At 59.0% G+C, this 26,434-nt stretch carries 26 protein-coding genes and 2 tRNA genes; 15 read left to right on the top strand and 13 right to left on the bottom strand.

What is annotated here, in order from left to right; translation table 11 throughout:
• Positions 1–162: 162 nt before the first annotated feature.
• On the bottom strand, positions 163–1,368 hold the full coding sequence (locus tag D3P04_RS20180) for an N-acetylmuramoyl-L-alanine amidase (protein WP_232845102.1): 1,206 nt from the start codon (positions 1,366–1,368) through the stop codon (positions 163–165).
• Between the two features lie 8 nt (positions 1,369–1,376).
• The gene (locus tag D3P04_RS20175; RefSeq protein ID WP_119751669.1) at positions 1,377–2,510 is read right to left on the bottom strand and encodes a pyridoxal phosphate-dependent aminotransferase; all 1,134 of its coding nucleotides are present in this window, start codon (positions 2,508–2,510) and stop codon (positions 1,377–1,379) included.
• Positions 2,511–2,685: 175 nt separating this feature from the next.
• Between D3P04_RS20175 and D3P04_RS20170 the strand changes: the two genes are divergently transcribed.
• Positions 2,686–3,435, top strand: a complete 750-nt coding sequence (locus tag D3P04_RS20170; RefSeq protein WP_119751687.1) for a DsbA family protein — start codon at positions 2,686–2,688, stop codon at positions 3,433–3,435.
• Positions 3,436–3,484: 49 nt separating this feature from the next.
• On the opposite strand, the gene D3P04_RS20165 is transcribed toward D3P04_RS20170, so the two are convergent.
• From D3P04_RS20165 to pdxH, 6 genes are all read right to left on the bottom strand, one after another.
• A complete protein-coding gene (locus D3P04_RS20165) occupies positions 3,485–4,102 on the bottom strand; it encodes a DUF502 domain-containing protein (RefSeq protein ID WP_232845101.1) in 618 nt (205 codons plus the stop codon).
• A 325-nt stretch (positions 4,103–4,427) separates the two neighbouring features.
• Positions 4,428–5,471 carry a hypothetical protein gene (locus D3P04_RS20160; RefSeq protein WP_119751667.1) on the bottom strand — a complete coding sequence of 348 codons (1,044 nt, stop codon included), beginning with the start codon at positions 5,469–5,471 and terminating at the stop codon, positions 4,428–4,430.
• A 136-nt stretch (positions 5,472–5,607) separates the two neighbouring features.
• Positions 5,608–5,684 (bottom strand) — tRNA-Pro (locus tag D3P04_RS20155).
• Positions 5,685–5,868: 184 nt separating this feature from the next.
• Complete coding sequence (locus D3P04_RS20150; RefSeq protein WP_119751666.1) at positions 5,869–6,324, bottom strand: DUF192 domain-containing protein; 456 nt, start codon at positions 6,322–6,324, stop codon at positions 5,869–5,871.
• A gap of 49 nt (positions 6,325–6,373) precedes the next feature.
• The gene (locus D3P04_RS20145; protein WP_119751665.1) at positions 6,374–6,979 is read right to left on the bottom strand and encodes a cold-shock protein; all 606 of its coding nucleotides are present in this window, start codon (positions 6,977–6,979) and stop codon (positions 6,374–6,376) included.
• 207 nt (positions 6,980–7,186) lie between these two features.
• Complete coding sequence (pdxH, locus tag D3P04_RS20140; protein ID WP_119751664.1) at positions 7,187–7,798, bottom strand: pyridoxamine 5'-phosphate oxidase; 612 nt, start codon at positions 7,796–7,798, stop codon at positions 7,187–7,189.
• 78 nt (positions 7,799–7,876) lie between these two features.
• On the opposite strand from pdxH, the gene fabI reads away from it, so the two are divergent.
• The 3 genes from fabI to ilvD all read left to right on the top strand — a co-directional run bounded on the left by fabI (position 7,877) and on the right by ilvD (position 11,104).
• Entirely contained in the window at positions 7,877–8,704 is an 828-nt protein-coding gene (fabI, locus tag D3P04_RS20135; protein ID WP_119751663.1) for an enoyl-ACP reductase FabI, read from the top strand.
• Between the two features lie 128 nt (positions 8,705–8,832).
• A complete protein-coding gene (locus D3P04_RS20130; protein ID WP_119751662.1) occupies positions 8,833–9,147 on the top strand; it encodes a DMT family transporter in 315 nt (104 codons plus the stop codon).
• Positions 9,148–9,265: 118 nt separating this feature from the next.
• Positions 9,266–11,104 carry a dihydroxy-acid dehydratase gene (gene ilvD, locus D3P04_RS20125; protein ID WP_119751661.1) on the top strand — a complete coding sequence of 613 codons (1,839 nt, stop codon included), beginning with the start codon at positions 9,266–9,268 and terminating at the stop codon, positions 11,102–11,104.
• Between the two features lie 144 nt (positions 11,105–11,248).
• On the opposite strand, the gene D3P04_RS20120 is transcribed toward ilvD, so the two are convergent.
• Entirely contained in the window at positions 11,249–11,572 is a 324-nt protein-coding gene (locus tag D3P04_RS20120) for a DUF6280 family protein (RefSeq protein WP_119751660.1), read from the bottom strand.
• 351 nt (positions 11,573–11,923) lie between these two features.
• Between D3P04_RS20120 and efp the strand changes: the two genes are divergently transcribed.
• A complete protein-coding gene (gene efp / locus D3P04_RS20115; protein WP_119751659.1) occupies positions 11,924–12,487 on the top strand; it encodes an elongation factor P in 564 nt (187 codons plus the stop codon).
• 63 nt (positions 12,488–12,550) lie between these two features.
• On the opposite strand, the gene D3P04_RS20110 is transcribed toward efp, so the two are convergent.
• From D3P04_RS20110 to D3P04_RS20100, 3 genes are all read right to left on the bottom strand, one after another.
• Positions 12,551–13,144 carry a cytochrome b/b6 domain-containing protein gene (locus D3P04_RS20110; protein WP_119751658.1) on the bottom strand — a complete coding sequence of 198 codons (594 nt, stop codon included), beginning with the start codon at positions 13,142–13,144 and terminating at the stop codon, positions 12,551–12,553.
• Complete coding sequence (locus tag D3P04_RS20105) at positions 13,144–13,602, bottom strand: c-type cytochrome (protein WP_119751657.1); 459 nt, start codon at positions 13,600–13,602, stop codon at positions 13,144–13,146. The genes D3P04_RS20110 and D3P04_RS20105 overlap by 1 nt, the downstream gene beginning before the upstream one ends.
• Before the next feature lie 179 nt (positions 13,603–13,781).
• Positions 13,782–14,609 carry a DUF533 domain-containing protein gene (locus tag D3P04_RS20100; protein ID WP_119751656.1) on the bottom strand — a complete coding sequence of 276 codons (828 nt, stop codon included), beginning with the start codon at positions 14,607–14,609 and terminating at the stop codon, positions 13,782–13,784.
• A 219-nt stretch (positions 14,610–14,828) separates the two neighbouring features.
• Here D3P04_RS20100 and tuf point away from each other — a divergent pair, with 219 nt between their 5' ends.
• From tuf to D3P04_RS20085, 3 genes are all read left to right on the top strand, one after another.
• Positions 14,829–16,004, top strand: a complete 1,176-nt coding sequence (gene tuf / locus D3P04_RS20095) for an elongation factor Tu (protein ID WP_119751642.1) — start codon at positions 14,829–14,831, stop codon at positions 16,002–16,004.
• A gap of 209 nt (positions 16,005–16,213) precedes the next feature.
• The gene (locus D3P04_RS20090) at positions 16,214–18,067 is read left to right on the top strand and encodes an ABC transporter ATP-binding protein (RefSeq protein WP_119751655.1); all 1,854 of its coding nucleotides are present in this window, start codon (positions 16,214–16,216) and stop codon (positions 18,065–18,067) included.
• A gap of 63 nt (positions 18,068–18,130) precedes the next feature.
• A tRNA-Trp gene (locus D3P04_RS20085) sits at positions 18,131–18,206 on the top strand.
• A 68-nt stretch (positions 18,207–18,274) separates the two neighbouring features.
• Here the strand turns inward: D3P04_RS20085 and D3P04_RS20080 are convergent.
• Positions 18,275–18,574 (bottom strand): hypothetical protein, encoded by a 300-nt coding sequence (locus D3P04_RS20080; protein WP_232845100.1) that lies wholly within the window; start codon positions 18,572–18,574, stop codon positions 18,275–18,277.
• Between the two features lie 105 nt (positions 18,575–18,679).
• Here D3P04_RS20080 and secE point away from each other — a divergent pair, with 105 nt between their 5' ends.
• From secE to rpoB, 7 genes are all read left to right on the top strand, one after another.
• A complete protein-coding gene (gene secE / locus D3P04_RS23800) occupies positions 18,680–18,880 on the top strand; it encodes a preprotein translocase subunit SecE (protein ID WP_232845103.1) in 201 nt (66 codons plus the stop codon).
• A gap of 172 nt (positions 18,881–19,052) precedes the next feature.
• Positions 19,053–19,589 carry a transcription termination/antitermination protein NusG gene (gene nusG / locus D3P04_RS20070; protein WP_119751653.1) on the top strand — a complete coding sequence of 179 codons (537 nt, stop codon included), beginning with the start codon at positions 19,053–19,055 and terminating at the stop codon, positions 19,587–19,589.
• Between the two features lie 87 nt (positions 19,590–19,676).
• Complete coding sequence (rplK, locus tag D3P04_RS20065) at positions 19,677–20,129, top strand: 50S ribosomal protein L11 (protein ID WP_119751652.1); 453 nt, start codon at positions 19,677–19,679, stop codon at positions 20,127–20,129.
• Positions 20,130–20,132: 3 nt separating this feature from the next.
• On the top strand, positions 20,133–20,834 hold the full coding sequence (gene rplA / locus D3P04_RS20060) for a 50S ribosomal protein L1 (protein ID WP_119751651.1): 702 nt from the start codon (positions 20,133–20,135) through the stop codon (positions 20,832–20,834).
• A gap of 240 nt (positions 20,835–21,074) precedes the next feature.
• Entirely contained in the window at positions 21,075–21,590 is a 516-nt protein-coding gene (gene rplJ / locus D3P04_RS20055; protein WP_119751650.1) for a 50S ribosomal protein L10, read from the top strand.
• Positions 21,591–21,657: 67 nt separating this feature from the next.
• Positions 21,658–22,035, top strand: coding sequence for a 50S ribosomal protein L7/L12 (gene rplL / locus D3P04_RS20050; RefSeq protein ID WP_119751649.1), 378 nt, complete (start codon positions 21,658–21,660; stop codon positions 22,033–22,035).
• 239 nt (positions 22,036–22,274) lie between these two features.
• Positions 22,275–26,414: a DNA-directed RNA polymerase subunit beta gene (gene rpoB / locus D3P04_RS20045; protein WP_119751648.1), complete on the top strand. Its 4,140-nt coding sequence runs from the start codon at positions 22,275–22,277 to the stop codon at positions 26,412–26,414.
• The last annotated feature ends 20 nt before the right edge of the window (positions 26,415–26,434 follow it).

Below are 26,434 nucleotides of genomic sequence, written 5' to 3'. Positions count from 1 at the left end.
AACCGCAAAGAGCTTGTCCGGGAAATGCCGTGCAAACTGCTGCGTTCCGCGTCCTGACCTCTGATTTTCTTCTTCATTCAAATATCGCCGGGGGTCCGGGGGCTGGCCCCCGGCCATCGCGGGACGCATATCTCCCGCATTCCAAATCATGCGCGGCCTTGCCTATTGTCTGAGATGCGCGGTGCGGGCCCGTTCATCCTGCGCCCAGCCCAGAATCGCTTCGGTTACGACCGCCACCATGCGTTTTCGCCATTCGGGGCTGATCAGATTGGCGCGGTCATGCGGGTCGGTGATGAAACCCAGTTCAAGAAGAACCGACGGAATATCAGGCGATTTCAGGACCGAAAAGGCTGCGCCCTGTACCGGGCGGTCATGCAGGCCGATGCCGTGCAGCGCCAGACGTGATGTCAGGAAACTGGCGAAATTCTCGGATCGCGGCTGGGTATCGGTGCGGGCGAAATCCATCATGACCGAGGCAAGCTGATCATCCTTTCCCTTCAGATCCACCCCTGAAAGCAGATCGCTGCGGTCATGGCGCGTGGCCAGTTGCTGGGCGGCGCGGTTATCGGCCCGGGGCGTCCAGACATAGATGGTCGCGCCTGCCGCCTGTCCCGTGGGCAGGGCGTCGGCATGCAGCGAAAGGAACAGATCCGCCTGTGCCTCCCGCGCGGCGGTCATCCGGGCTTCAAGCCCCACGAAAACGTCGCTGTCGCGCGTCATCCCGATCGTGATCCCTTTCGCCTCCAGCGACGCTTTCAGCTCTTTGGCGAATTTCAGGACCAGTTCGGCCTCGTTCTCGCCATCCGCGATCGCGCCCGGATCGATGCCGCCGTGACCGGGATCCAGCATCACGGTCAAGCCTTCTGGCGGTGTGGCGGGTACGGGCAGCACCGCAGGTTCCGGCAGGTTGCGCAAGGCCGCTGTCGCGCTTGGCAGTGGCGCGAAATCTTCTTCATCGACGGGATCCAGTGCGACCCGGATGGTGGCCTGCGGCGGCAACGTCCGCTGGCCCGCGCTTGTGATATCGTAAGGGCCGGGCAGTTCGAGCACGATCCGGGACCAGTTTTGCCGGAAATCGCCCCAGCGGATCCCCGGTACCGAATCATGGCCGAAAAGTTGCGATGGCTTCAACTCGTCGAAATCGGTATCTTTCAGATCCACGATCAGGCGCGGAGGGTCGCCGACGATCACCGCCCGGTAAGGTACGGCCTGGCTAAGCGTCAGCGTCAGTTCCAGCGATGGGCGACCCCACCAGCCCTTTTTTTCCGAGATCAGTGAAGAAGCCCCGATATCCAGGCGTGCCGTTTCCTGCGCAATCGCCGCCGGGGCCAGCAGCAGGCCCAGAAACAGAGGCAACCATCTGAACATGCGGCATTTCATCGCGATGCCATGAATTCCGCAAGCCTGCGCAGCCCTTCGGCAATATCGGATGTTGCGCGGGCATAGGAAAAGCGCAGGCTGCGCGTGCCGCGATCAGGGTCGAAATCCAGTCCCGGTGTGACGGCGACACCTGCGCGATCCAGAACTTCCTTCGCGAATTCCAGCGAGTTATCGGTAATGTCCGAGATATCCGCATAGATGTAGAACGCCCCTTCCGGCGGGGCGATCCGGGTAAAGCCGGCTTTCGGCAAGCCCTCCAGCATCAGGCGGCGGTTCTCGGCATATACCGCAAGATTTGCCCGCGCCTCTTCCTCACAATCCAGGGCGGCCAAGGCGGCGACCTGACTGGCATGAGGCGGGCAGATGAACATGTTCTGGGCTAATCGCTCGACCGTGCGCAGATGGGTTTCAGGCACGATCATCCAGCCGATCCGCCAACCGGTCATCGAGAAGAATTTGCTGAACGAGTTGATGACGAAGACGTCATCGGTGATTTCAAGCGCGGTATGGCATCGGTCGCCATAGCTGAGACCGTGGTAAATCTCGTCAGAGATCACGGCCATTCCCCTTGCCGCCGCGGCTTGCGTCAGGGACTGCAATTCGCCGGGCCGCAGCACGGTTCCCGAGGGATTGCCGGGCGATGCGAGGATCAGTCCCTGCGCGTCGGGCAGCGTCTCGGGCCGGGGCTGGTAGCGATCCTCGGGACGGGTTTCGATGCCGACCGGTTCCAGCGACATTGCGCGCAGAATCTGGCGATAGCTGGGGTAGCCGGGGAAACCCATCGCCACCCGGTCCCCGGCATCGAACAGGGCCGAGAATGCCAGAATGAACGCGCCACTGCTGCCCGGAGTGACGACAACTCGGGCGGGATCAAGCTGAACGCCGTACCAGCGGCGATATAAATCCGCGATTCCCTGCCGCAGGGCAGGCAGACCCAATGCGACTGTGTAGCCAAGCGGTTGCTCCAAAGCGGTCGCCAGGGCCTTGCGTGCTCCGGCAGGGGCGGGAGTGCCGGGTTGACCAACCTCCATATGGATGATGTGACGGCCCGATGCTTCGGCCTGTGCGGCAGCCTCCATCACATCCATGACGATGAAAGGCTCGACTTGTCCGCGGGCGGATTGTCTCATGCTCGTTCCCAGACGTTTGTTTTTTGCCTTCTTAACCCGGCATGTCGATTTGCTCTACAGCGGATTGCAGTGGGGCGGAAAACAGGGCCGGTTTCACGCAGGCGTGTTGCGGCCTTTCTTGTCATTCGTGCGTTCAGAGTTCAGATTGCCAGAAGATTTTGCCCAGAGGTTTTCCATGAAACGATTGATCGCCGCATTTTTGTTGTCCGCAACGCCGGTCATGGCATTCGATATCGAGTCCATGTCCGAAGCCGAAGAGGCCGCGTTCGGTGACGCGGTGCGCGAATATCTGATGGCGAATCCCGAAGTTCTGATCGAGTCGATCAACGAGCTGGAGAAGCGGCGGGCCGCTGAATCCGCGAAGAATGACGATCAACTGGTCGCTGCCAATCGCGAGGCGATTTTTGAAGATGGGCATTCCTGGGTCGGCGGGAATCCGGATGGCGATCTGACGATGGTCGAATTCATCGATTATCGCTGCGGCGTCTGCCGGCGGTTTAATGAGGAAGTCAGGGATATCGTCGCCAAGGACGGCAATATCCGGCTGGTTCTGAAAGAATTTCCGATCCTTGGTCAGGATAGCGACAATTCGTCTCGCTTTGCCATCGCCGTCAAACAGGTCGCCGGGGACGAGGCCTACCTGAAGGCGCATGACGAGTTGATCACCCTGCGCGGTGCGGCGACCCTTGAGGCGCTGCAGGGGATCGCCGAAAAGATCGGCGTGGATGGCGAGGAGGTGGTGAACCTGATGAATACCGAGTCGGTCAGTGCAGTGCTGCGCGAGAACATGCAGCTTGCCGAGCGGATGGCGATCAAGGGCACACCGACTTTCGTTATCGGTGATCAGTTGCTGCGCGGGGTGCCAGGCGACGGCCTGACCGCTGCCGTCGAAGGAATACGCGCAGCGCAATCGGAAGAGGGTTGACGCGCTCTGCGGCTATGGGCTGTGGGTGACAGATCGGGTGAAGCCGGCGTTAAGCATTGTCGTCCCGATTGGTATCGGGCGGATAGACCAGCCCCGCCGAAATGATCAGCTTTGCGGCATCCTCGATGGACATATCCAGAATGATCACCTCACTGGCAGGTGTATAAAGAAGAAAGCCGGATGTCGGGTTGGGCGTTGTCGGTACGAAAACGGCGATAAGATCCTCGGGATGGCGCTGCTGAATCTCGCCTTTGGCGGGGCCGGCGATGAAGCCCAGACCCCAAAGTCCCTTGCGGGGATATTCGATCAGGCAGGCGTGCTCGAACCGCGCCTCGCTCTGCGACAGGATGGTTTCGGCAAGTTGCTTGATGCCGCCATAGACGGAACGGATGATCGGCATCCGGGCCACGATCCGCTCTCCGGTGCGCAAGAGCGAACGACCAAGCCAGCCCTTTGCCGTCCAGCCGATGAACACCGTGAAAAGCAGAAAGAAGATGACGCCGACGCCGCGCAGATTGATGCCGATATAATGCTCGGGCCGCCAGCGGGCCGGGATCATCGGGAGTACCCAGCTATCCATCCAGCCAGTCAGCGTCCAGATCAGCCAGACGGTGATCCCGATCGGCGCAACCACGACCAGACCGGCCAGAAAGTTCGATCGCAACATGCCCAGCAGGCCCGGCTTTCTGGGCGGAAGCTGCAATAAGCTGGGTTCAGATTCCGACATAGGAAGAAGAGAACAGCCCCGGGCCGCTTTCGGTCAAGGGCGAATCTGATCCGGCACCGTTTTTTCGGCAAACATCATATAACCTTCATTTTGATTTTACCTGCGCAGGATCGAACCTGGATAACCAGCCCGTTGAAGCGGCCCGCTGGCAAATCGGCTTTGCAGTATTGCTGGAATGGCAGGCCATTGCACAGCATATCGATTTCCACCCCTCTCCGGAAATGAACCGGGAGCTCACAGTGATTTGGAGTCACATTATCATTCGTCAGCAATATCGTGCAGCGCCTCGGAGAGTCCTGGCAAGCTGCGGAGATGAATCTTCCGCATCTCTGGAAAACCTGATCAGATTGTCTTTTTCCTGTGGGTTGGGTACGCGATCGGGTGCATCGTAGGAAAGCAGCTCGGCATAATGCGAAAACAAGTTCTCGCAGGTCAAACGGCTTGGCGTGAGTATATCGGTTATTCTTTCCAGTTTCGAATATTGGCGGTTTATGTTTTCGATCCGGGTCGCTATTTTGGCAAGCGATGGGGGGGTGGTGACGGTTAATTCGCTTCTTCCGGTTGCGGCAATGCCTTCGAGTCTTGTTGATTCTACCTCGCGAGGATTGCTGGATTTATTCACGATTTTTTCGGCATCGCCACATGGCATCTTACAGTCGATGGTGGAAAGGAATTCGCGGATATGATCGCTGCCAGAATGTTTGTAAGTCAGAACTTTCAGGTTTTCTTCTCCGAAGATCTTCGCAAATCTTTCGTGAATGCGTAATTGTGCAAGAAATTGTGGTCTTGTTGCCATGAAGAAGCCGGGAAAGGTCCGCGTCGACTTTCCGGATTTATTTATCTGATTGTACCAGGATTTGAGCAGTGAAAACGGTTCCCTGATATAGAATAATATCTTGACATTATAGCGATCTAGCCGGTTGCGCAGATCGCTGATGGCGTCCTCTGCCTGCGGAACCAGAGAAATGCGAATGAACTCTTCGCTTGATATGATGATGTTATCGGCGCGATGTTTTGCGATTTGTTCGTGAAGTTTTTGATATACGGTATCCGTCTCTAAATCACATCGATACCACGCAGGTGGGGTGAGCCCGTGATCTCTTGCAAGAGTCAGGGACAGATCCGCATGGTTGATATGCGTAACACCTCTTCTCAATATAAGCTGCTTTACGGTTTCCGGCGGTCGGGTAATCAACGGATAGGCGAAGTTGTAATGTGTTAATCTTTTACGATTTCCATAAAGATATGTCTGCAGCGCCGTGGTGCCGGTTTTGAAATGACCAATATGGAGATATACGTTCTTCGTCATGCTTTCGTCATCTTGCTGATTTTATAGCGCAAATAATCAAGATGCAGAGATTATGTCAAATGACGGCTGGCAGCATTGGTGCCGGTATGTCGGTCCTTCGCCAAATAGCGAGGAATGACGATGTCCGGTCAGGAAATGGTCGGGGCGAGAGGATTCGAACCTCCGACCTACGGTACCCAAAACCGTCGCGCTACCAGGCTGCGCTACGCCCCGATGCGGAGGCTTGTATCTTATTCCTTGGGCGGGGGGAAGAGCCATACTGCGGTGATTTCGCGGTAAAATGCGGGGGGTTTTTTCCGGTGGCGCAATGCTGTTTGCGCCGGTTTCCGGATGCCGGAAATGGGCGGGTATTTCACCTTGTCCCAAACCGCCACGGATCGCGGATGTTCGCAATCCGCTAACCGCAAGGCCAAGCAGCTTGTGCCTGATCGATCACAAGAGATGCCATGGCCTGCCCGACCTCAAGGCCAAGCCGGGCGGCTTCGCCCCCGCCTATCTCGAGGATGAATTGCCGGTTGGGATCGGGGTCATCCGCTGCGGCTCCGGGGATCGCGGTTTCGTCATGGGGCCGTGCCTCGGGGTGGATGTGCCGAATGACTCCGGACTGGTCCATGAAGATCATGTCCAGGGGGATCAGCGTATTCCGCATCCAGAATGAAACCGGGCGTGGATTTTCGTAGACGAACAGCATACCGCTTTTTTCCGGCAGTTGTTCCCGAAACATCAGGCCCTTTTCACGCAACGCCGGAGTGTCGGCGATTTCGATCCGGAAAGTGACCGTATCGTCATCAGTCCGAAATGCGACCTGATCCTGCGTGCATTCGAATTCGGATTCTGGGGCAGCGTTGGCCATAACCGCCGGGATGGCGGTTAACGCAGACCACAGGAATAATGCGGCAAGTCTATTCGGCAGCACGCGAGAGAACCCAATCTCTCAGGCTGTCACTCGGTTTTGTCCTCTGGGGAAAGACTTCGACATTGGCGGGTTGCAAAGCCTTGTCCCAGCTTGTCACCTGGGCAGCCATGAGCCCGCGCGGACCTTCGACCACACGCAGCCCGATTGCCTCTCCAAGCAGGAGGTCCGAGAAACCCGAATGGCGCAGAACCTCAATATGGACAAAGACATCGTCGGAATGACCAAAGATATTCGCAAAGCCGAAACCCTTCGCCTTGTCGAACCATTTGACCCGGGCGGGTTGCAATGGAAGCGAATCGAGCTGTGCGATGATGTCGGCGTCAAGGTCTTCGATCGGTGGAGTGCCGTCGCCCTCGGGGGGGGTGATCTCGACAATCTCGATCGCCTGGAGGCCACGCTCTGTCGATTGAATCCGGACAACGATGCGGGATTGATCCGCAACGGAACTGCGCCCGAAATTTCGAAGCACATTTGCATGGAGCAGGATGTCCGTACCGCCGGTATTGTTGACGATAAATCCATAACCCTTTGATTGATCAAACCATTTGACCAGACCGGAGACAGTAATGACGTCTTCTTCTTGTGTGTTCATCTCTTGCTTCGTGTCCGCTCTTGCACCATGTCCGCAACTTGAGCAGGATTGTTGCACGCCCTATAGTTGTACGCAACTCCAATAATACTCACGTAACCACGGTGAAATTTCCAGATATCGCCGCACACTAAAAATGCGCCAAACTTGCGAAACAAGCGGCGGATCATGTGAATGTCATACTTCACTCTCGGATGGAACGGGTCAAGGTCATGGCGAAAGACGGGTGACGGACCAAGCGGTTTCCTGCTTGTCCCAGCGAAAACGGTCATGCAGGCGGAACGCCCCATCGGCCCAGAATTCCATCTGGACGGGGGTAATGCGAAAGCCGCCCCAGAAGGGCGGGCGCCGGGGATTGGTGCCGTGGATCACCCCCTGTTTCGCGGCGGCGGCCACCAACGCGGCCCGGCTTTCCAGCGGGTGCGACTGTTTCGAGGCCCATGCGCCAAGCCTGCTTTGCAGGGCACGGCTTGCGTAATAGGCATCAGCCTGTTCGCCGTCTTCCCGTGTCACCGTCCCCCTGACCCGGATCTGCCGGCGAAGGGATTTCCAGTGAATCACGAAGGCCGCTTTGCCTGTGGCGGTGATCTGTGCCCCTTTGGCGCTTTCGTAATTCGTGTAGAAAACGAATGAGCCATCCAGCCCGTTGCCGTCGATATCCTTCAGCAAAACCATGCGGGTATCGGGCATCCCGTCGCCATCGACAGTGGCAAGAGCCATGGCGGTATGGTCATTCGGCTCGCTGGTTTCCGCCTCGGCCAGCCAGCTTCTGGCTATTGCAAACGGGTCATCCCCGGCGAATATTCCCTCACGATCTGCCATCCCTGTCTCCTTGTGCTTGATGCTTCAAGACCTTTGGCCTAAGCACGGAAGGCAATTTGAAACCGCGAGGGACACCTCATGTCAAGTGAACATGCAGGCGGGCTGATGGCCGGGAAACGTGGCCTCATCATGGGTTTGGCCAATGATAAATCAATCGCATGGGGGATTGCCCAGGCGCTGTCGAACGCAGGAGCAGAGCTGGCCTTCTCGTATCAGGGAGAAGCCCTGAAAAAACGGGTCGACCCGCTGGCGGCGCAACTGGGATCGAAGCTGGTCCTGCCTTGCGATGTTGGCGACGGCGCGTCGATCGACGCGCTTTTCGACGGTCTGAACACGGAGTGGGGTGGGCTGGATTTCCTGGTTCATGCAATCGGTTTTTCGGACAAGGAACAGTTGCGGGGCCGTTATGCAGAAACGACGCGCGACAATTTCCTGATGACGATGGATATCTCGGTTTATTCCTTCACTGCGGTCGCCCGGCGCGCGGCGGCGATGATGCCGGATGGCGGCAGCCTGCTGACGCTGACCTATTACGGCGCGGAACGGGTCATGCCGCATTACAATGTGATGGGCGTCGCCAAGGCAGCACTCGAGGCCAGCGTGCGCTATCTGGCCGAGGATTTCGGCAAGGACGGCATCCGTGTCAATGCGATTTCCGCCGGCCCGATCAAGACCCTTGCCGCTTCTGGGATCGGAGATTTCCGCTATATCATGAAGTGGAACGAGTTGAATTCACCGCTGCGCCGCAATGTCACCCAACAGGATGTCGGCAATTCGGCATTGTATCTTCTGTCGGATCTCGGGGCAGGGGTGACCGGCGAGACCCATCACGTCGATGCGGGTTATCATGTCGTCGGCATGAAGGCGGTGGACGCGCCCGATATCGCAACCGTCAAGCGGGACTGAATGATTTGCAAGGCGCCTGTCTTGACCGGACGGGCGTTGATGATTATTTCCCGAACACGAGGACGACCTCCCCATCATGGGCAGCATTCGCCGGGACGACCCGGCCCTTGTCTTCGAGGCTTTCTTCCATGCCCTGGATAACTCTGACCATCGCCGGCCTGCTTGAAATCGTCTGGGCCACGGCGATGAAACAATCCGATGGTTTCACGAAACCCTGGCCCACAATCGTCATGCTGGTGGGCATGGTCGCGTCATTCTGGCTGCTGGCCGTCGCCATGCGCGAGCTTCCCCTTGGCACCGCCTATATGGTCTGGACCGGAATCGGGGCGGTCGGCAGCTTCATTCTCGGCATCATCTTGATGGGCGATCCGGTCACGCCGCTGCGCCTTCTTGCGGCGGGATTGATCGTTGCCGGTATCATGACGATGAAAATCGCATCCTGACCGGCATTGCGCTATTCTGTTGCAGAACGTCAGAAAACATCTCTGTGAACGCATTTCAGGCAATTTCCTTCCGTGAAAAGGGGTGCTAAAGAATGTCGCCAGCTAAAGGAGATCAGCCATGCCCGCATATCGTTCCCGCACCACGACCCATGGCCGCAACATGGCAGGCGCGCGTGGCCTGTGGCGCGCCACAGGCGTGAAGGACGACGATTTCGGCAAACCGATTATCGCGATCGTCAACAGTTTCACGCAATTCGTGCCCGGTCACGTCCATCTGAAGGATCTGGGCCAGCTTGTCGCGCGCGAGGTCGAGGCGGCGGGCGGTATCGCCAAGGAGTTCAACACCATTGCGGTCGATGACGGGATCGCGATGGGGCATGACGGAATGCTGTACTCTCTGCCCTCGCGCGAGATCATTGCTGATTCCGTTGAATATATGGTGAACGCGCATTGCGCCGATGCGATGGTCTGCATCAGCAATTGCGACAAGATCACGCCGGGCATGCTGAACGCGGCGATGCGGCTGAATATCCCCGTGGTCTTCGTCTCGGGCGGCCCGATGGAGGCGGGAAAGGTCGTTCTGGAGGACGGCAAGGTCAAGGCGCTCGATCTGGTCGATGCGATGGTTGCGGCTGCCGATGACAGCGTGTCCGACGCCGATGTGCAGGCAATCGAGCGATCTGCCTGCCCGACCTGCGGATCCTGCTCGGGCATGTTCACCGCCAATTCGATGAATTGCCTGACCGAGGCTTTGGGGCTGGCGCTTCCCGGAAACGGTTCGACGCTTGCCACCCATGCCGACCGCAAGCGCCTGTTCGTCGAGGCCGGGCATCTGATCGTCGATCTTGCCCGCCGTTATTACGAAGGCGATGATGCCAGCGTGCTGCCGCGTTCGGTTGCCAGTTTCGCCGCCTTCAAGAACGCCATGACGCTGGATGTCGCCATGGGCGGTTCGACCAATACCGTGCTGCATCTGCTGGCGGCCGCGCATGAAGGCGAGGTCGATTTCACCATGGCTGATATTGACAAGCTGTCGCGCAAGGTTCCGGTGCTGTGCAAGGTCGCGCCGGCCAAATCCGATGTGCATATGGAGGATGTCCACCGCGCAGGCGGTATCATGGCAATCCTTGGCGAACTTGATCGTGCCGGTTTGCTGGACACCTCGGTCAACAATATCCATGCGGGAACGCTCGCGCAGGCGTTGGACCGCTGGGACGTCGCCCGCACCGATTCCGCAACGGTCCATGATTTCTACCGCGCCGCGCCGGGTGGCGTTCCGACACAGGTCGCGTTTTCGCAGGACCGGCGCTACGATACCGTCGATCTGGACCGCGAGGCGGGGGTGATCCGCGATGCCGAGCATGCTTTCTCGAAGGATGGCGGGCTTGCGGTACTGTACGGCAATCTGGCCGAGGATGGCTGTATCGTCAAAACAGCGGGCGTCGATGAATCGATCCTGAAATTCGAAGGTCCGGCACATCTCTTCGAAAGCCAGGATGATGCCGTTTCCGGTATCCTGACCGGCAAGGTCAAACCGGGAGAGGTCGTGCTGATCCGCTACGAAGGCCCGCGCGGCGGGCCCGGTATGCAGGAAATGCTGTATCCGACCAGCTATCTGAAATCCAAGGGTCTGGGCAAGGTCTGTGCTCTGGTGACGGATGGCCGTTTCTCGGGCGGCTCCTCGGGATTGTCCATCGGCCATGTCTCGCCCGAAGCGGCCGAGGGGGGCACGATCGGCCTGGTCGAGCATGGTGATCTGATCCGCATCGATATCCCGAACCGGGTGATCGAACTGGCCGTGGATGATGCCGAGCTTGCGCGCCGCCGCGAGATCCGCGAGGCCGAAGGCTGGAAGCCTGCCAAGCCACGCCAACGCAAGGTTTCATCCGCGTTGCGGGCCTATGCCGCAATGACCACCAGCGCGGCGAAAGGGGCAGTTCGGGTCATTCCCGAGTAAGCCGGGCACGTTCCGTGCGCGCCATTGAAAACGCTGCGCGATGATGCTCTGGTTTGGTGCCGTTGCACGGGATTTGCAGAAAACGCCAAAAGAAAAAGGCCGCCCTTGGGGCGGCCCTTTTTCATAACGGGAACAGTGAAAAATTCAGGCTGCTTCCGCCTCTGCTTCGGCCGCCATCCGGCGCTCGCTTTCCTCTCGCGACAGTGCGACAGAAGTACGCACGCCTTTGGAGACAAATTCCATCAGCCCCTTCACGACCCTTTCATTCGGGTCGATACCGGCACAGCTAAGTACTTCACGGCCATCACGCGAACGTGCCCAGCGTGCAATCTGCTCGGGACCGTTACCATATTTCTTGTCGTCAGCAATCGCATCATCCAATGCCGCCAGCACTACGGCCGCAAACAGTTTGCGGGCACGCTGACCTTGTTCGAAATTGAACGCGGAGCCATCTACTAAGTCGCGCATAACATCTTTCCGTTTCTAAGGCACATTCGCCACGACATACGAAGTCAGCCCGGCGCAGGCCAATATTGTCTTTTCCGCTAGTCGGACGGTAAGGTTTACTTAAAGGTTATGTTGTCGATTCGATATTCCTCTTAGCACATATCTGCCATGCACTACATGCAACTCGCAAGAAAATGCGCTTTTCTGGCGATTTCCTGCAGGAGATGGATTTCCCGCAGCTTCCAAGAAACGCCTTGACATTCGCTCGTCTTTGTTTCGGTTGTCTGAACCGGACTGTGTCGATATAGGTGCCCCGCAATGTCGTTCAATCCTTGAACGAAAATTCCCTTAAACCTGTCCAAGAGTGTGAAGATGCCCAAAATCAACGGCAATGAAATCCGGCCCGGTAATGTGCTGGAACATGACGGGGGCCTGTGGGCCGCTGTCAAGGTCAACCATGTCAAGCCCGGCAAGGGCGGGGCATTTGCCCAGGTGGAGCTGAAGAATCTGCGTGACGGTCGCAAGCTGAACGAACGCTTCCGCAGCGAAGACAAGGTCGAGCGTGTCCGTCTTGACCAGAAAGATCAGCAATTCCTGTATGAATCCGATGGCAAGCTGGTCTTCATGGACAGCGAAACATTCGAGCAGACCGAACTGGATGCCGATCTGCTGGGCGAACGCCGTCCTTTCCTGCAGGACGGGATGACCGCGACGATCGAATATTACGGCGATGAGGCGCTTTCTGTCGCGCTGCCTCAGAAGGTGGTCTGCAAGGTTGTCGAGACCGAGCCGGTCGTGAAGGGCCAGACGGCGGCAAACAGCTACAAACCGGCCGTTCTGGATAACGGCGTGCGCGTGATGGTGCCGCCATTCATCGGACAGGAAGAAGATATCGTCGTTAATACCGAATTGTTCGAATATAGCGAGCGGGCCTGAGCGTTTCGATAGCAAAACATGATGAAAGGGTGCGGCGTTGAATGGCGCCGCACCCTTTTTCAGCTAACCCTTGTCCTGACGTCTCACCCATTTCCAGCCGGTCAGCATCGGCCGGATCAGATCTTCGTTCTTCCAGATCCGGTAAAACAGGATTGCGACGATATGTAGCACCACAAGGATCAGGATGATATCCGCGCCAAGGGAATGCCATGCGTCGGCCTTGGTGGCGATGCGGCTGCCGGCAAGACCGGCCAAGGGGCCGACATTCACGAAATCCTCGGGGTCGGTGATCAGACCCGTCCCGACCTGCCACAGAAGGGCAAGCAGGATGGCAATGACTGCCAGCCCCCCGATCGGTGCATGGCCGGGCCAGTGGCTGGGACTGCGCCGTCCCATCTGGCGCAAATAGGACAGCACCTGCCGAGGGCTGTAGATCAGGCCAGAGAACCGCGCGCTTTTCGGGCCGATCAGTCCCCAGATCACGCGAAAGACCAGCAATCCGACGATCGTATATCCCAGCCAGAAATGCAGCGTCATGATATTGGGGCCGAATTTGCCCAATAACCAGTTCGCGATCACCAATGTCGCAAGCAGCCAGTGAAATACCCGCAGCGCAGGGTCCCAGATTCTTGTGCGCCGGGCTTGCTGGTCAGACATCAGTCTTTCTGGCGGTAATCATCATGGCAGGCTTTGCAGGTGCCGCCCAGTTTCTGCAATACGGGCCCCAGATTTTCCCGGCCACCCTTGACTGCGTCCCCCGCGCCTATCGCGGCTTCCCCGAGATCGGCGAATTTCTGGGCGAAATCCTCGGGGTTTTCCCAGATAGCGGGAAGAGCTTCGGAATCGTCGACTTCGCCAACTGCAGTGCCTTCAAGAAACAGGCCGGAAGGGTCATAGGCGCCAAGCGCCTCGATATTCGAGGCAGCTCTCGAAGCGGCGGCCTCGTCATATTCAATCTCGCCTTTTGCCATACCCGACAAGAGCCCCATGTCGACGGCAAACATTTTCATCAAACCATGCCGCGCCTCCATGGCGTTCTCCGTTGCATCGTCGGCGGATGCAATGACCGGAAATGCGGAAAATGCTACAATAGCAGTCAGGTTGATCAAACGCATTCGTATCCTCGCTACTGGCTGGGTTATGCTGCAATTCAATATGGTTATGGCTGATCGTCTCAGCCATAAGCCGATCATGTCAGAGCATGTTCAGAGGTTCAATTCCAGCCGCGGCAGATCACGCATTTGCTATCCGCCGGACAACGGGAGCGGGCGTGACCATGCGGTTTCAACCATCCTCAGCTGTATAGTGGCATGACGCCCGCCTCGTCGTGAATCCGGTTTACCGTTGCACGGTCAAGCCCCATGGCTTCGGCAAGTGCGTGCAGATATTTCGCTTCTTCCTCGTTGTCGAAATCGATCGCGAGAAGCGACATCAGATAGACCTGCGATTCCTGGCCTTTCGGTACATCGGCGGCCAGCGCGGCGGCGTCCACCGGTGCAGCCATCTGTTCGCGGATGAACTTGCGTTCGTCATCGTCGACATCATCGCCCAGATGCCCAAGCAGCGTTTGCTTTTCGGAATCGTCTATGCGGCCATCGGATTTGGCGGCCTGAATCATCGCCCGCAGCATCAGGCCGGCCACAGCGTTCTGTTCGGGAGTCGGCATGGTTTCGGGCTCGTCGTCGCGGGCAAGGGAATCGTTGAACAATTCGCCGAAAGTTGCGTCATTGCGCTGTTGCGATCCCTTCTGCGCCAAGCCGCCCGCAGCCGCGCCTCCGCCGATCAGGCCGCCCAGCATACCGCCAAGCCCGCCACCTGCGCCCGGGCGTCCGCCGCCCAGATTATCGATCAGACCGCCAAGCCCGCCCTGCGACCGGCCGCCGCCATAAGCCGTGCCGGTTCCCGCGCCGCGACCGCTCATCACCTGGCCAAGCCGGCCGGACAGGCTGCCGCTCTGACCACCCGTGTTGTCGCCCAGCAGGTTGTCAAGCAGACCGCCGCTTCCTCCGCGATTCCGGGGGTTGCCGTGCTGACCTTGCTGACGGCTTTTCATGACCGCTCCGACGCCCTTGGCAACCATGATACCGGCGGCGACTTTTGCAAGAGATTTCATAAGGCTCATAATCGTATCCCTATTCCTGTAAAGGTGGATTACTTCAGGCATTCCGTAGGGCAACGTCGCGACCTTCGGCGGGGTTCCGTTGCAGATTGGGCGTGGCTTCGGGGGTGGCGTGCGATTGGACCGGTTATGCCCTTGATTTTTATCCGCGCGGCTTATACATGGCGGCGCACATTCAACCGGGGCCTTGTTACGCCGTGCCCCGCGATCAGGAGGCCCTAGATGGCAAAGGCAAAGTTTGAACGGAACAAACCGCACGTCAATATCGGGACGATTGGTCACGTTGACCACGGCAAGACGACTTTGACGGCAGCGATCACGAAGTATTTTGGCGATTTCCGGGCCTATGACCAGATCGACGGCGCGCCGGAAGAGAAGGCGCGGGGGATCACGATCTCGACGGCGCATGTGGAATATGAAACCGACTCGCGTCACTATGCGCATGTGGACTGCCCGGGCCACGCGGACTATGTGAAGAACATGATCACCGGCGCGGCGCAGATGGACGGGGCGATCCTGGTGGTGAACGCCGCCGACGGCCCGATGCCGCAAACGCGCGAGCATATCCTGCTGGGCCGTCAGGTGGGCATTCCCTATATGGTGGTTTACCTGAACAAGGTGGATCAGGTGGATGACGAGGAATTGCTGGAACTGGTCGAGATGGAAGTGCGCGAGCTGCTGACCAGCTATGACTATCCGGGCGACGATATTCCGATCATCAAGGGCTCGGCTCTGGCTGCGCTTGAGGGCCGGGATCCGGAAATCGGCGAGAACTCGATCCGCGAGCTTCTGAAAGCGGTCGACGAATACATCCCGACGCCCGAGCGTGCCGTGGATCAGCCCTTCCTGATGCCGATCGAGGATGTGTTCTCGATTTCGGGTCGTGGTACGGTTGTGACCGGCCGTGTCGAGCGTGGCGCGGTTAATGTGGGCGACGAGCTGGAAATCGTGGGTATCCGCGACACCAAGAAAACCACCTGCACGGGCGTGGAGATGTTCCGCAAGCTTCTGGATCGTGGTGAAGCGGGCGACAATATCGGCGCGCTTCTGCGCGGTATCGAGCGTGACGGCGTTGAGCGCGGTCAGGTTCTGTGCAAGCCGGGTTCTGTGAAGCCGCACACCAAGTTCGAGGCCGAGGCCTATATCCTGACCAAGGAAGAGGGTGGCCGTCACACGCCGTTCTTTGCGAATTACCGTCCGCAATTCTACTTCCGCACGACCGACGTGACCGGGACCGTCAACCTGCCGGAAGGCACGGAGATGGTGATGCCTGGCGACAACCTGAAATTCGAGGTTGAGCTGATCGCCCCGATCGCGATGGAAGAGAAACTGCGCTTCGCCATCCGCGAAGGCGGACGCACCGTCGGCGCAGGCGTCGTCTCTAAAATTATCCAGTGAACTGAGATCACTGATGGCTGAATTGGGCCGCTCCTTCGGGGGCGGCCTTTTTCGTTGAGCAGATCAGGTTGAAGCCGGCCTTGCCATCGGGGCTGCCGGCAGTGCCGACATGCCCGGAAATTCCCGATGCTCCCCCGCTTGACTAAATGGTAAAATTTGGTCAGCACTGGCGTTCCTGATCCATTCATTTCGCAATCCCGGGTGACACCATGTTCGCGTGGTTCGAGCGTCGCATCGATCCTTATCCCATCGACACGCCGGAAATGCCGCCGCGGTCGTTGTGGCGATTCGTGCTGCATTACAGCCGCGGCGCCTTGCCGTGGATGATTTCGCTTGCGCTTATCTCCAGTGCGATTGCCGTGATCGAAGTGCTGCTGTTCAACTGGCTGGGCGAGTTGGTCAATCGCCTTTCCGATACCCCGCGCGAGATATTCTGGCAGCAGCATGGCGCGCGTCTGGCCATGATGGCTGTCGTCCTGCTGGTCCTGATGCCCGCCATCAATTTGCTGGGCGCGTTGATCCTTAATCAGTCGGTGATGGGAAATTTTCCGCAGCGGATTCGCTGGCAGGCGCATCGTTATCTGCTGCGGCAGTCCATCGGTTACTTTCAGGATGAATTCTCTGGCAGGATTGCGCAGCGGCTGATGCAGACCGCGCTTGCCGTGCGCGAAGTCGCGATGAAAATCATGGATGTGGGCAGCTATGTGCTGATCTATTTCCTGGGCGCCATGGTGCTTGCGGCGAGTCAGGACTGGCGGTTGGCGATACCTTTCCTGGCATGGGCCATAGGTTACGGCACGCTGCTATGGCTGATCGTGCCGCGACTGGGCGAGGTGGCGAAGGCGCAGGCGGATGCCCGTTCGGCCATGACCGGACGGGTGGTGGACAGTTATACCAATATCGCCACGGTCAAGCTGTTCTCGCATTCGACGCGCGAGGAAGAGTGGATGCAGGAGGGCATGGACGCCTTTCTGCAAACGGTGCATCGGCAGATGCGCCTGTCCAGCATTCAGGATATCACGCTGAATGCCCTGAACGTGATGCTCGTGGCCGTGGTCACGACGCTTGGCCTTTGGCTGTGGAGCGTCGGGCAGATTGCCGTGGGCGCGGTTGCGATTGCGGTGCCGCTGGCGCTGCGGTTGAACAATATGGCGCATTGGATCATGTGGGAATTCGCCGCGCTGTTCGAGAATATCGGCACGGTACGTGACGGGATCACCACGCTTGCCATGCCGAGACAGGTCGTCGATGTGCCGGGCGCCCGTCCGCTGGTCACCGGGCCGGGCGAGGTGCGCTTCGATCAGGTCACCTTCCGCTACATGGGTGTGACCTCGGCGCGGCCGCTTGCGGTACTGAACGATCTGACCTTGCATATTGCTCCGGGTGAGCGGGTTGGGCTGGTCGGGCGCTCGGGAGCGGGGAAGTCGACGCTGGTGAATCTGCTGCTGCGCTTCCACGATATCGAAGAGGGCCGGATCACCATTGACGGGCAGGATATCTCGCAGGTCACGCAGGACAGTCTGCGCGCCGCCATCGGCGTGGTGACCCAGGACAACTCGCTGCTGCACCGCTCGGTGCGCGAGAATATCGCCTATGGACGACCGGATGCGGGTGAAGACGAGATCGCAGAGGCATTGCGTACCGCGGAAGCGCAGGGTTTCGTTCCGGCTCTGTCGGATAGTTACGGGCGGCGCGGGCTGGATGCCCATGTGGGCGAGCGGGGCGTCAAGCTGTCGGGCGGCCAGCGTCAGCGGATTGCGATTGCACGGGTGGCGTTGAAGGACGCGCCCATTCTGGTGCTGGACGAGGCGACAAGCGCGCTGGACAGCGAGGTCGAAGCGGCAATCCAGTCCCGGCTGGAGGCATTGATGGAGGGCAAGACGGTGATTGCGATTGCTCACCGGCTATCGACCATTGCCGCGATGGATCGGCTGATCGTCATGGATGGCGGCCGGATCGTCGAGCAGGGCACCCATGGCGAGCTTCTGGCGCGGGACGGCCTGTACGCGCGCCTGTGGTCGCGCCAGTCTGGAGGATTCCTGACCGCCGATGCCGCGGAATGACATAAAGCGCGCAATGCCCCCTTGCACCGGCATTGCGGCTGCCGTAAACGGGCGCACGGCCACAGGGGTATAGCTCAGTTGGTAGAGCATCGGTCTCCAAAACCGAGGGTCGTGGGTTCGAGTCCCTCTGCCCCTGCCATTTGAACCGTCGCATCTTTCCGATACGTCATGCGCGAATATCTTCCGCCTGCCTTCAGGCGCGGGCGATCACTCCCGGACGGCCAGACGATCGCGCAGCCGAAGCAATTCCCGCTCGATCGTGTCAAGCGCATCCGGCGCTCCGTTGCGCGCTGCCGCGATTGCCTTGTCGATTGCCGCCCATGATGGATGATCGCTGGCGATCAGCTGACCGTTCATATGCGCGACCGTCAGGGCATGGGCGTAAACCACGCGATATTCCGGGCGGCGAATGGCCTCGTCCCGCATATCCCTTAGCCGTTTGTGCAGTTTGATCCCTGTCATGACGCAAAGATAATGCGCGCTTCGCCATCGCAAAGCCCAAATCACCGCCCGTTCCTTCGTGAATGCGACCCCATCCCGCGCAGCGACGTAACAGGCTTGAAAGAACGGTCAAGTTTGGCTACATCACCCTCTGCATATACGAAGGAGCCGATCGTGGCCACCAATCCCGTCAAATTCATCACACAGGTTCGCGCCGAGGGTGCGAAGATCACATGGCCGACGCGCCGTGAAGTCGTGACCACGACTATCATGGTGCTGATCATGGCGGCACTGACCAGCCTGTTCTTCTTTCTCGTGGATTTGGTGATTCGGACCGGATTGACCGAGGGGCTGAAGCTGATAAGCGGTTGATCGGGGCTTGCATTTTCGCGCGGGCGGCGGTATGTGCGCCCGACTGTCCGGCGAACGGCGTGCATCGAATCGATATGCGCGCCGATTTCGATTTTGTCGGAACGATTTGAATTCAAGGGGTTGGCGCGGATCCGCGTGATTCTCCCGGTGGTGAGCAGGGGTCGCTAGAGGCATGGCAAAACGTTGGTACTCGGTCAGCGTTCTTTCGAACTTCGAAAAGAAAGTCGCCGAGGCGATTCGTCTGGCGGTCGCTGAAAAGGGGCTTGAGGACCAGATTGAAGAGGTTCTGGTCCCGACCGAAGAGGTGATTGAAATTCGCCGTGGCAAGAAAGTGACCTCTGAGCGTCGCTTCATGCCCGGTTATGTCCTGGTCCGGATGGAAATGACGGATCGCAGCTATCATCTGGTGAACTCGATCAACCGGGTCAGCGGATTTCTTGGCGCCCATGGCAAGCCCATGCCGATGCGTGACGAAGAGGTGAACACGATCCTGAGCCGCACCGGCGAAGGGGAAGATGCCGCGCCGCGTAACCTGATCCGCTTCGATGTGGGCGAGAAGGTGAATGTGACCGACGGGCCTTTCGAGGGCTTTTCGGGGATGGTGGAAGAGGTCGACGATGCGGCCTCCCGTCTCAAGGTCACGGTATCGATCTTCGGCCGGCCGACGCCGGTCGAACTGGAATTCACGCAGGTCGCCAAGGCCTCGTGATTGGTCGCGGGAGGCGAGAGCCGTACCGCTAAGTCGGCCCCATGGACCCAATGACGGGCGGGGCGTGATGATGAAGGAGAAGGCCAGATGGCCAAGAAAGTAGTCGGGCAGCTGAAGCTGCAGATCAAGGCGGGCGAAGCCAACCCGTCGCCCCCCGTCGGCCCTGCGCTGGGTCAACGCGGGATCAATATCATGGAATTCTGCAAGGCGTTCAACGCCAAGACGCAGGAGATGGAAAAGGGCGCCCCCGTTCCGGTGGTCATCACCTATTACGCGGACAAATCCTTTACCTTCGAGACGAAGACTCCTCCGGCATCCTTCCTGCTGAAGAAGGCGGCGGGCCTGAAGCCTCAGGGCAAACGGAACCGTGCGCGCGGTGGGGAAAAGCCCGGCCGTGAGACGGCTGGCTATGTGACCGTCAAGCAGGTGCGCGAGATCGCTGAAGCGAAGATGGCCGACCTGTCAGCCAATGACGTCGATCAGGCGATGAAGATCATTCTTGGTTCAGCCAAGTCGATCGGTATCGAGGTGAGAGGCTAAGTCATGGCAAAGATTTCCAAGAAAAAAGCCGCAGCCCGCGCTGCCTTCGAGGGCAAATCGAATCTCTCGGTCGAAGAGGCGGTCAAGCTGGTCAAGGACAATGCCACCGCGAAATTCGATGAAAGCGTCGAGATCGCGATGAATCTGGGTGTGAACCCGCGTCATGCCGATCAGATGGTGCGTGGGGTCGTGACGCTGCCTGCCGGAACCGGCAAGGATGTCCGCGTCGCCGTCTTCGCCCGCGGTCCCAAGGCCGACGAAGCGAAAGAGGCCGGTGCCGATATCATCGGCGCCGAGGATCTGATGGAAACCGTGCAGTCGGGCAAGATCGAATTCGACCGCTGCATCGCCACCCCCGACATGATGCCGCTGGTCGGACGTCTGGGCAAAATCCTTGGTCCCCGGAACCTGATGCCGAACCCCAAGGTCGGTACGGTGACGATGGATGTCGCGGATGCCGTCAAAGCGGCCAAGGGCGGTGAGGTCCAGTTCAAGGCCGAGAAAGCCGGTGTCGTTCATGCCGGAATCGGCAAGGCGTCCTTCGAGGCCGACAAGCTGGCCGAGAATCTGCGTGCTTTTGTGGATGCCGTGAACAAGGCCAAGCCCTCGGGCGCGAAAGGGACCTATATGAAAAAGGTCTCGATCAGCTCGACCATGGGGCCGGGCGTTTCGGTGGATATCGCTTCGGCAACGACCGAAGCCTGACGAAATTTGCCGGAGCAATCCGGCGAATGGCGGGGCTGCCGCAAAGCCGCCCCGTCCTGTCCGAGACGGAGGGTGCCCGATCCTGCAAGGGTGACGGCTTAATGTCCTTCCCGAGATGGGGAACAAGCGTTTTTCCGAAGGCTGGCCTTCGGGCGATCTTGTCCCTGGCGGACCCGACCCGGTCCTTATGGGCCGGGAAATGTGAGAGCCGGGGGGAAACCCCCAAATTGGAGTGAAACCGTGGATAGAGCACAAAAAGAGCAAGTGGTCGAGGAACTCGGCCAGATCTTTGAAAGCTCTGGCGTCGTGGTGGTTGCCCACTACGAAGGGATGACGGTTGCGCAAATGCAGGACCTGCGCGCGCGTATGCGCGAAGCCGGTGGTGCGGTGCGTGTTGCCAAGAACAGGCTCGCCAAGATCGCCCTTGAGGGTAAGCCATGCGCAAGCATTGCAGAACACCTGACGGGCATGACCGTGCTCACCTATTCGGAGGACCCTGTCGCTGCTGCGAAGGTCGCCGACAAATACGCCAAGGATAACGAGAAATTCGTGATCCTTGGCGGTGCAATGGGTGACTCGGCTCTGGACGTTTCCGGCGTGAAAGCCGTTGCCGCGATGCCTTCGCGCGACGAGCTTATCGCTTCGATCGTGGGTTGCATCGGTGCACCCGCCTCGAACATCGCCGGAGCGATTGGCGCACCTGCAAGCAATATCGCAAGCATCCTCACGACTCTGGAAGAGCGTGAAGCTGCATAGATAGCAACCCATTCCCGACAAGTGGTTGAATACCCGACGTTGGAACACTAACTGAAAGAACGGAAAAATGGCTGATCTTAAGAAACTCGCCGAAGAAATCGTGGGCCTGACCCTGCTGGAAGCCCAGGAACTGAAGACCATCCTCAAGGATGAATATGGCATCGAGCCCGCCGCTGGCGGCGCGGTAATGATGGCCGGTCCGGCTGCTGGCGGTGACGCTGGCGCTGCCGAAGAAAAAACCGAATTCGACGTTGTTCTCGTCGAAGCCGGTGCCAACAAGATCAACGTGATCAAGGAAGTTCGCGGCATCACCGGTCTGGGCCTGAAAGAAGCCAAAGACCTGGTCGAAGCTGGCGGCAAAGTCAAGGAAGGCGCTTCCAAGGACGAAGCCGAAGAGCTGAAAACGAAGCTCGAAGCGGCTGGCGCCAAGGTCGAGCTGAAATAATCGGCCTTCACGGCTGATCGGAATGGGCAGGGTCCGGGGTTTTCCGGTCCCTGCCGAACCTGTCTTGAAGGGCGGTTTGCGGTGACGCAACGTCAGACCTTCCTTCAGGGCATGTTCGGAGTTCGGGCGCTGCACGGTGGGACGGGCGGCAAGTATGGAACTCCAACCCTGTATTCGCAGGCCGCGCCTCGGGGGCCCCGACCCGAGACGCGAGCGAAGACGAAAGGTGACTAGATCCCATGGCGCAATCTTATGTCGGTCAGAAGCGTATCCGCCGCTATTATGGCAATATCCGCGAAGTACTGGAGATGCCGAACCTGATCGAGGTTCAGAAATCTTCTTACGAACTTTTCCTGAAATCGGGTGAAGGCGAGGGTCATAACGACGGCGACGGCATTCAGGGTGTTTTCCAGTCGGTGTTTCCGATCAAGGATTTCAACGAAACCGCGACGCTGGAATTCGTGAAATACGCTCTCGAACGTCCGAAATACGATGTCGACGAATGCCAGCAGCGCGACATGACCTTTTCGGCGCCGCTGAAGGTCACCCTGCGGCTGATCGTGTTCGATGTCGACGAGAATACCGGGGCGCGTTCCGTCAAGGATATCAAGGAACAAGACGTCTATATGGGCGATATGCCCCTGATGACCCAGAACGGTACCTTCATCGTGAACGGAACCGAACGTGTTGTCGTCAGCCAGATGCATCGCAGCCCCGGCGTGTTCTTCGACCATGACCGTGGCAAGACGCACAGCTCGGGCAAGCTGCTGTTCGCCTGCCGGATCATCCCCTATCGCGGTTCCTGGCTGGATTTCGAGTTCGACGCCAAGGATCTGGTTTTCGCGCGCATCGACCGCCGCCGGAAATTGCCGGTGACGACCCTGCTTTACGCGCTTGGCATGGATCAGGAAGGCATCATGGATGCTTTCTATGAGACGGTTGACTACACTCTGCGCAAGAATCAGGGCTGGATCACGCGCTTCTTCCCCGAGCGGGTCCGTGGTACGCGCCCGGCCTATGATCTGGTGAATGCCGATACCGGTGAAGTGATCACCAAGGCGGGCGACAAGGTGACTCCGCGTTTGGTCAAGCAATTGCTGGATTCGGGCGAGCAGGTGAACCTGCTTGTTCCCTTCGACCGTATCGTCGGCCGTTTCGTCGCCAAGGATATCATCAACGAGGAAACCGGTTTCATCTATGCCGAGGCCGGCGATGAGATCACGGCGGAATATGACAAGGAAGGCGACCTGAGCGGTGGCCTGCTGAAGGTGCTGCTGGATAATGGCGTGGCGGATATTCCGGTTCTGGATATCGATCACGTCAATGTCGGCCCTTATATCCGCAACACGATGGCCTCGGACAAGAACATGAATCGGGAACAGGCGTTGATGGATATCTATCGCGTCATGCGCCCGGGCGAGCCGCCCACCGTCGAGGCCGCCTCGACCCTTTTCGACAGCCTGTTCTTCGATTCCGAGCGTTACGATCTGTCCGCCGTCGGCCGGGTCAAGATGAATATGCGTCTGGATCTGGATGCGCCGGACACGCAGCGCACCCTGCGCCCCGAGGATATCGTGGCCTGTGTGCGCGGCCTTGTGGAACTGCGCGACGGCAAGGGTGAGATCGACGATATCGACCATTTGGGCAACCGGCGTGTGCGTTCGGTCGGCGAATTGATGGAGAACCAGTATCGCGTCGGCCTGCTGCGTATGGAGCGGGCGATCCGCGAGCGCATGTCGCAGACTGAAATCGACACCGTGATGCCGCAGGATCTGATCAACGCCAAACCGGCGGCGGCCGCGGTGCGTGAATTCTTCGGGTCGTCGCAGCTTTCGCAATTCATGGACCAGACCAACCCGCTGTCAGAGGTGACGCATAAACGCCGCCTGTCGGCGCTTGGGCCGGGCGGTCTGACGCGCGAGCGTGCGGGCTTCGAGGTTCGCGACGTTCACCCGACCCATTATGGCCGGATGTGCCCGATCGAAACGCCGGAAGGCCAGAATATCGGTCTGATCAACAGCCTCGCGACTTTCGCGCGGGTGAACAAATACGGCTTTATCGAAACCCCTTATCGCAAGGTCGAAGACGGTCAGGTGACCGACGACGTCGTCTATATGTCGGCGACAGAGGAGATGCGCCACACGGTCGCGCAGGCCAATGCGGAGCTGGATGAAAACGGCAAATTCGTTCAGGAACTGGTCAGCACCCGTCAGGCGGGCGATTTCATGCTGAACCCGGTCGATGCCGTCGATCTGATCGACGTGTCGCCCAAGCAGCTGGTTTCGGTCGCTGCCGCGTTGATTCCGTTCCTTGAAAACGACGACGCCAACCGCGCCTTGATGGGCTCGAACATGCAACGTCAGGCCGTGCCGCTGCTGCGGGCCGAAGCGCCTTTCGTCGGTACCGGGATGGAGGCCATCGTGGCCCGCGATTCCGGCGCTGCGATCATGGCGCGTCGTGGCGGGGTCATCGATCAGGTCGATGCCCAGCGGATCGTTGTCCGCGCCACCGAAGGGCTGGAAGCCGGCGATGCGGGCGTGGATATCTACCGTCTGCGCAAGTTCAAGCGTTCGAACCAATCCTCGACCATCAACCAGCGTCCGCTGGTCAAGGTGGGCGAGAAAGTCGTGGGCGGTCAGGTGATTGCCGACGGTCCCTCGACCGATCTGGGGGAACTGGCCATTGGGCGGAACGTGGTCGTCGCCTTCATGCCGTGGAACGGCTACAACTACGAGGACTCGATCCTGATCTCCGAGCGGATTCACCGTGACGACGTATTCACCTCGATCCATATCGATGAGTATGAAGTCGCCGCGCGTGATACCAAGCTTGGGCCCGAGGAAATCACCCGCGATATCCCGAACGTGGGTGAAGAGGCGCTGCGCAATCTTGATGAAGCGGGCGTCGTCTATATCGGGGCCGAGGTCGGACCGGGCGATATTCTGGTCGGTAAGATCACGCCCAAGGGCGAAAGCCCGATGACGCCTGAAGAAAAGCTGCTTCGCGCGATCTTCGGTGAAAAGGCGTCGGATGTTCGCGATACCTCGCTGCGTCTGCCGCCGGGTGCTTACGGGACCATTGTCGAAGTGCGGGTCTTCAACCGCCACGGCGTCGACAAAGACGAGCGTGCGTTGCAGATCGAGCGCGAGGAAGTCGAGCGTCTGGCACGCGACCGTGACGACGAGCAGGCGATCCTTGACCGTAACATCTATGCGCGCCTGAAATCGCTGATCATCGGCAAGCTTGCCGTCAAAGGACCGAAAGGCATCAAGCCGAAATCCGAGATCACCGAAGAACTGCTGGGCACGCTGAGCCGTGGCCAGTGGTGGCAGCTTGCGGTCAGTGAAGAGGATATCGCCAAGGAAGTCGAGGCGCTGAATCAGCAATACGACAGCCAGAAGAAGGCGCTTGAGGCTCGCTTTGAAGACAAGGTCGAAAAGGTCCGTCAAGGTGACGATCTGCCGCCGGGCGTGATGAAGATGGTCAAGGTTTTCGTCGCCGTGAAGCGCAAGCTTCAGGCGGGCGACAAGATGGCCGGTCGTCACGGCAACAAGGGTGTCGTCTCGAAAGTCGTGCCGATGGAGGATATGCCGTTCCTTGCGGACGGAACCCCGGTCGATCTGGTGATGAACCCGCTGGGCGTGCCGTCGCGGATGAATGTCGGGCAGATCCTCGAAACCCATATGGGTTGGGCATCGCGCGGTCTTGGCATCAAGATCGACGAGGCGCTTGAAGCCTATCGCCGCGATGGCGATATGAGCCCGGTTCGGGACGCCATGCAGAACGGCTACGGCGACGACATCTATGCCGATACCTTCGCGGATATGGACGATGACAGGCTTGTCGAGCATGCCGAGGCGGTGCGTACGGGTGTTCCGATCGCGACGCCGGTCTTTGACGGTGCCAAGGAGGCCGATATCAACGACGCATTGACCCGCGCCGGTTTCGATACTTCGGGGCAATCCATCGTCTTCGACGGCCGCACGGGCGAGCAGTTCGCGCGTCCGGTTACCGTGGGCATGAAATATATCCTGAAGCTGCATCACCTTGTCGACGACAAGATGCATGCCCGCTCGACCGGACCTTACAGCCTTGTGACCCAGCAGCCGCTGGGCGGTAAGGCGCAGTTCGGCGGTCAGCGTCTGGGTGAGATGGAGGTCTGGGCGCTGGAAGCCTATGGCGCCGCCTATACCCTGCAGGAAATGCTGACGGTGAAGTCGGACGACGTGGCGGGCCGCACCAAGGTCTACGAGTCCATCGTCAAGGGCGAGGACAATTTCGAAGCCGGTGTGCCCGAATCGTTCAACGTGCTGGTCAAGGAGGTCCGGGGTCTGGGCCTCAATATGGAACTCCTGGATGCGGAGGAAGAGGAAGAGTGAGGGCTGCCACCCTCACCACC

The sequence above is a fragment of the Paracoccus onubensis genome (assembly GCF_003591515.1).
GTDB lineage: Bacteria > Pseudomonadota > Alphaproteobacteria > Rhodobacterales > Rhodobacteraceae > Paracoccus > Paracoccus onubensis.
The sequence above is the reverse complement of the archived record's forward strand: the minus strand, read 5'-3'. Positions and strand labels throughout refer to the sequence as shown.

Coding starts and splice junctions, on each gene's coding strand:
- D3P04_RS20180 (WP_232845102.1), bottom strand. CDS start 1,368: ATGTTCAGATGGTTGCCTCTGTTTCTGGGCCTGCTGCTGGCCCCGGCG.
- D3P04_RS20175 (WP_119751669.1), bottom strand. CDS start 2,510: ATGAGACAATCCGCCCGCGGACAAGTCGAGCCTTTCATCGTCATGGAT.
- D3P04_RS20170 (WP_119751687.1), top strand. CDS start 2,686: ATGAAACGATTGATCGCCGCATTTTTGTTGTCCGCAACGCCGGTCATG.
- D3P04_RS20165 (WP_232845101.1), bottom strand. CDS start 4,102: ATGTTGCGATCGAACTTTCTGGCCGGTCTGGTCGTGGTTGCGCCGATC.
- D3P04_RS20160 (WP_119751667.1), bottom strand. CDS start 5,471: ATGACGAAGAACGTATATCTCCATATTGGTCATTTCAAAACCGGCACC.
- D3P04_RS20150 (WP_119751666.1), bottom strand. CDS start 6,324: ATGGCCAACGCTGCCCCAGAATCCGAATTCGAATGCACGCAGGATCAG.
- D3P04_RS20145 (WP_119751665.1), bottom strand. CDS start 6,979: ATGAACACACAAGAAGAAGACGTCATTACTGTCTCCGGTCTGGTCAAA.
- pdxH (WP_119751664.1), bottom strand. CDS start 7,798: ATGGCAGATCGTGAGGGAATATTCGCCGGGGATGACCCGTTTGCAATA.
- fabI (WP_119751663.1), top strand. CDS start 7,877: ATGTCAAGTGAACATGCAGGCGGGCTGATGGCCGGGAAACGTGGCCTC.
- D3P04_RS20130 (WP_119751662.1), top strand. CDS start 8,833: ATGCCCTGGATAACTCTGACCATCGCCGGCCTGCTTGAAATCGTCTGG.
- ilvD (WP_119751661.1), top strand. CDS start 9,266: ATGCCCGCATATCGTTCCCGCACCACGACCCATGGCCGCAACATGGCA.
- D3P04_RS20120 (WP_119751660.1), bottom strand. CDS start 11,572: ATGCGCGACTTAGTAGATGGCTCCGCGTTCAATTTCGAACAAGGTCAG.
- efp (WP_119751659.1), top strand. CDS start 11,924: ATGCCCAAAATCAACGGCAATGAAATCCGGCCCGGTAATGTGCTGGAA.
- D3P04_RS20110 (WP_119751658.1), bottom strand. CDS start 13,144: ATGTCTGACCAGCAAGCCCGGCGCACAAGAATCTGGGACCCTGCGCTG.
- D3P04_RS20105 (WP_119751657.1), bottom strand. CDS start 13,602: ATGCGTTTGATCAACCTGACTGCTATTGTAGCATTTTCCGCATTTCCG.
- D3P04_RS20100 (WP_119751656.1), bottom strand. CDS start 14,609: ATGAGCCTTATGAAATCTCTTGCAAAAGTCGCCGCCGGTATCATGGTT.
- tuf (WP_119751642.1), top strand. CDS start 14,829: ATGGCAAAGGCAAAGTTTGAACGGAACAAACCGCACGTCAATATCGGG.
- D3P04_RS20090 (WP_119751655.1), top strand. CDS start 16,214: ATGTTCGCGTGGTTCGAGCGTCGCATCGATCCTTATCCCATCGACACG.
- nusG (WP_119751653.1), top strand. CDS start 19,053: ATGGCAAAACGTTGGTACTCGGTCAGCGTTCTTTCGAACTTCGAAAAG.
- rplK (WP_119751652.1), top strand. CDS start 19,677: ATGGCCAAGAAAGTAGTCGGGCAGCTGAAGCTGCAGATCAAGGCGGGC.
- rplA (WP_119751651.1), top strand. CDS start 20,133: ATGGCAAAGATTTCCAAGAAAAAAGCCGCAGCCCGCGCTGCCTTCGAG.
- rplL (WP_119751649.1), top strand. CDS start 21,658: ATGGCTGATCTTAAGAAACTCGCCGAAGAAATCGTGGGCCTGACCCTG.
- rpoB (WP_119751648.1), top strand. CDS start 22,275: ATGGCGCAATCTTATGTCGGTCAGAAGCGTATCCGCCGCTATTATGGC.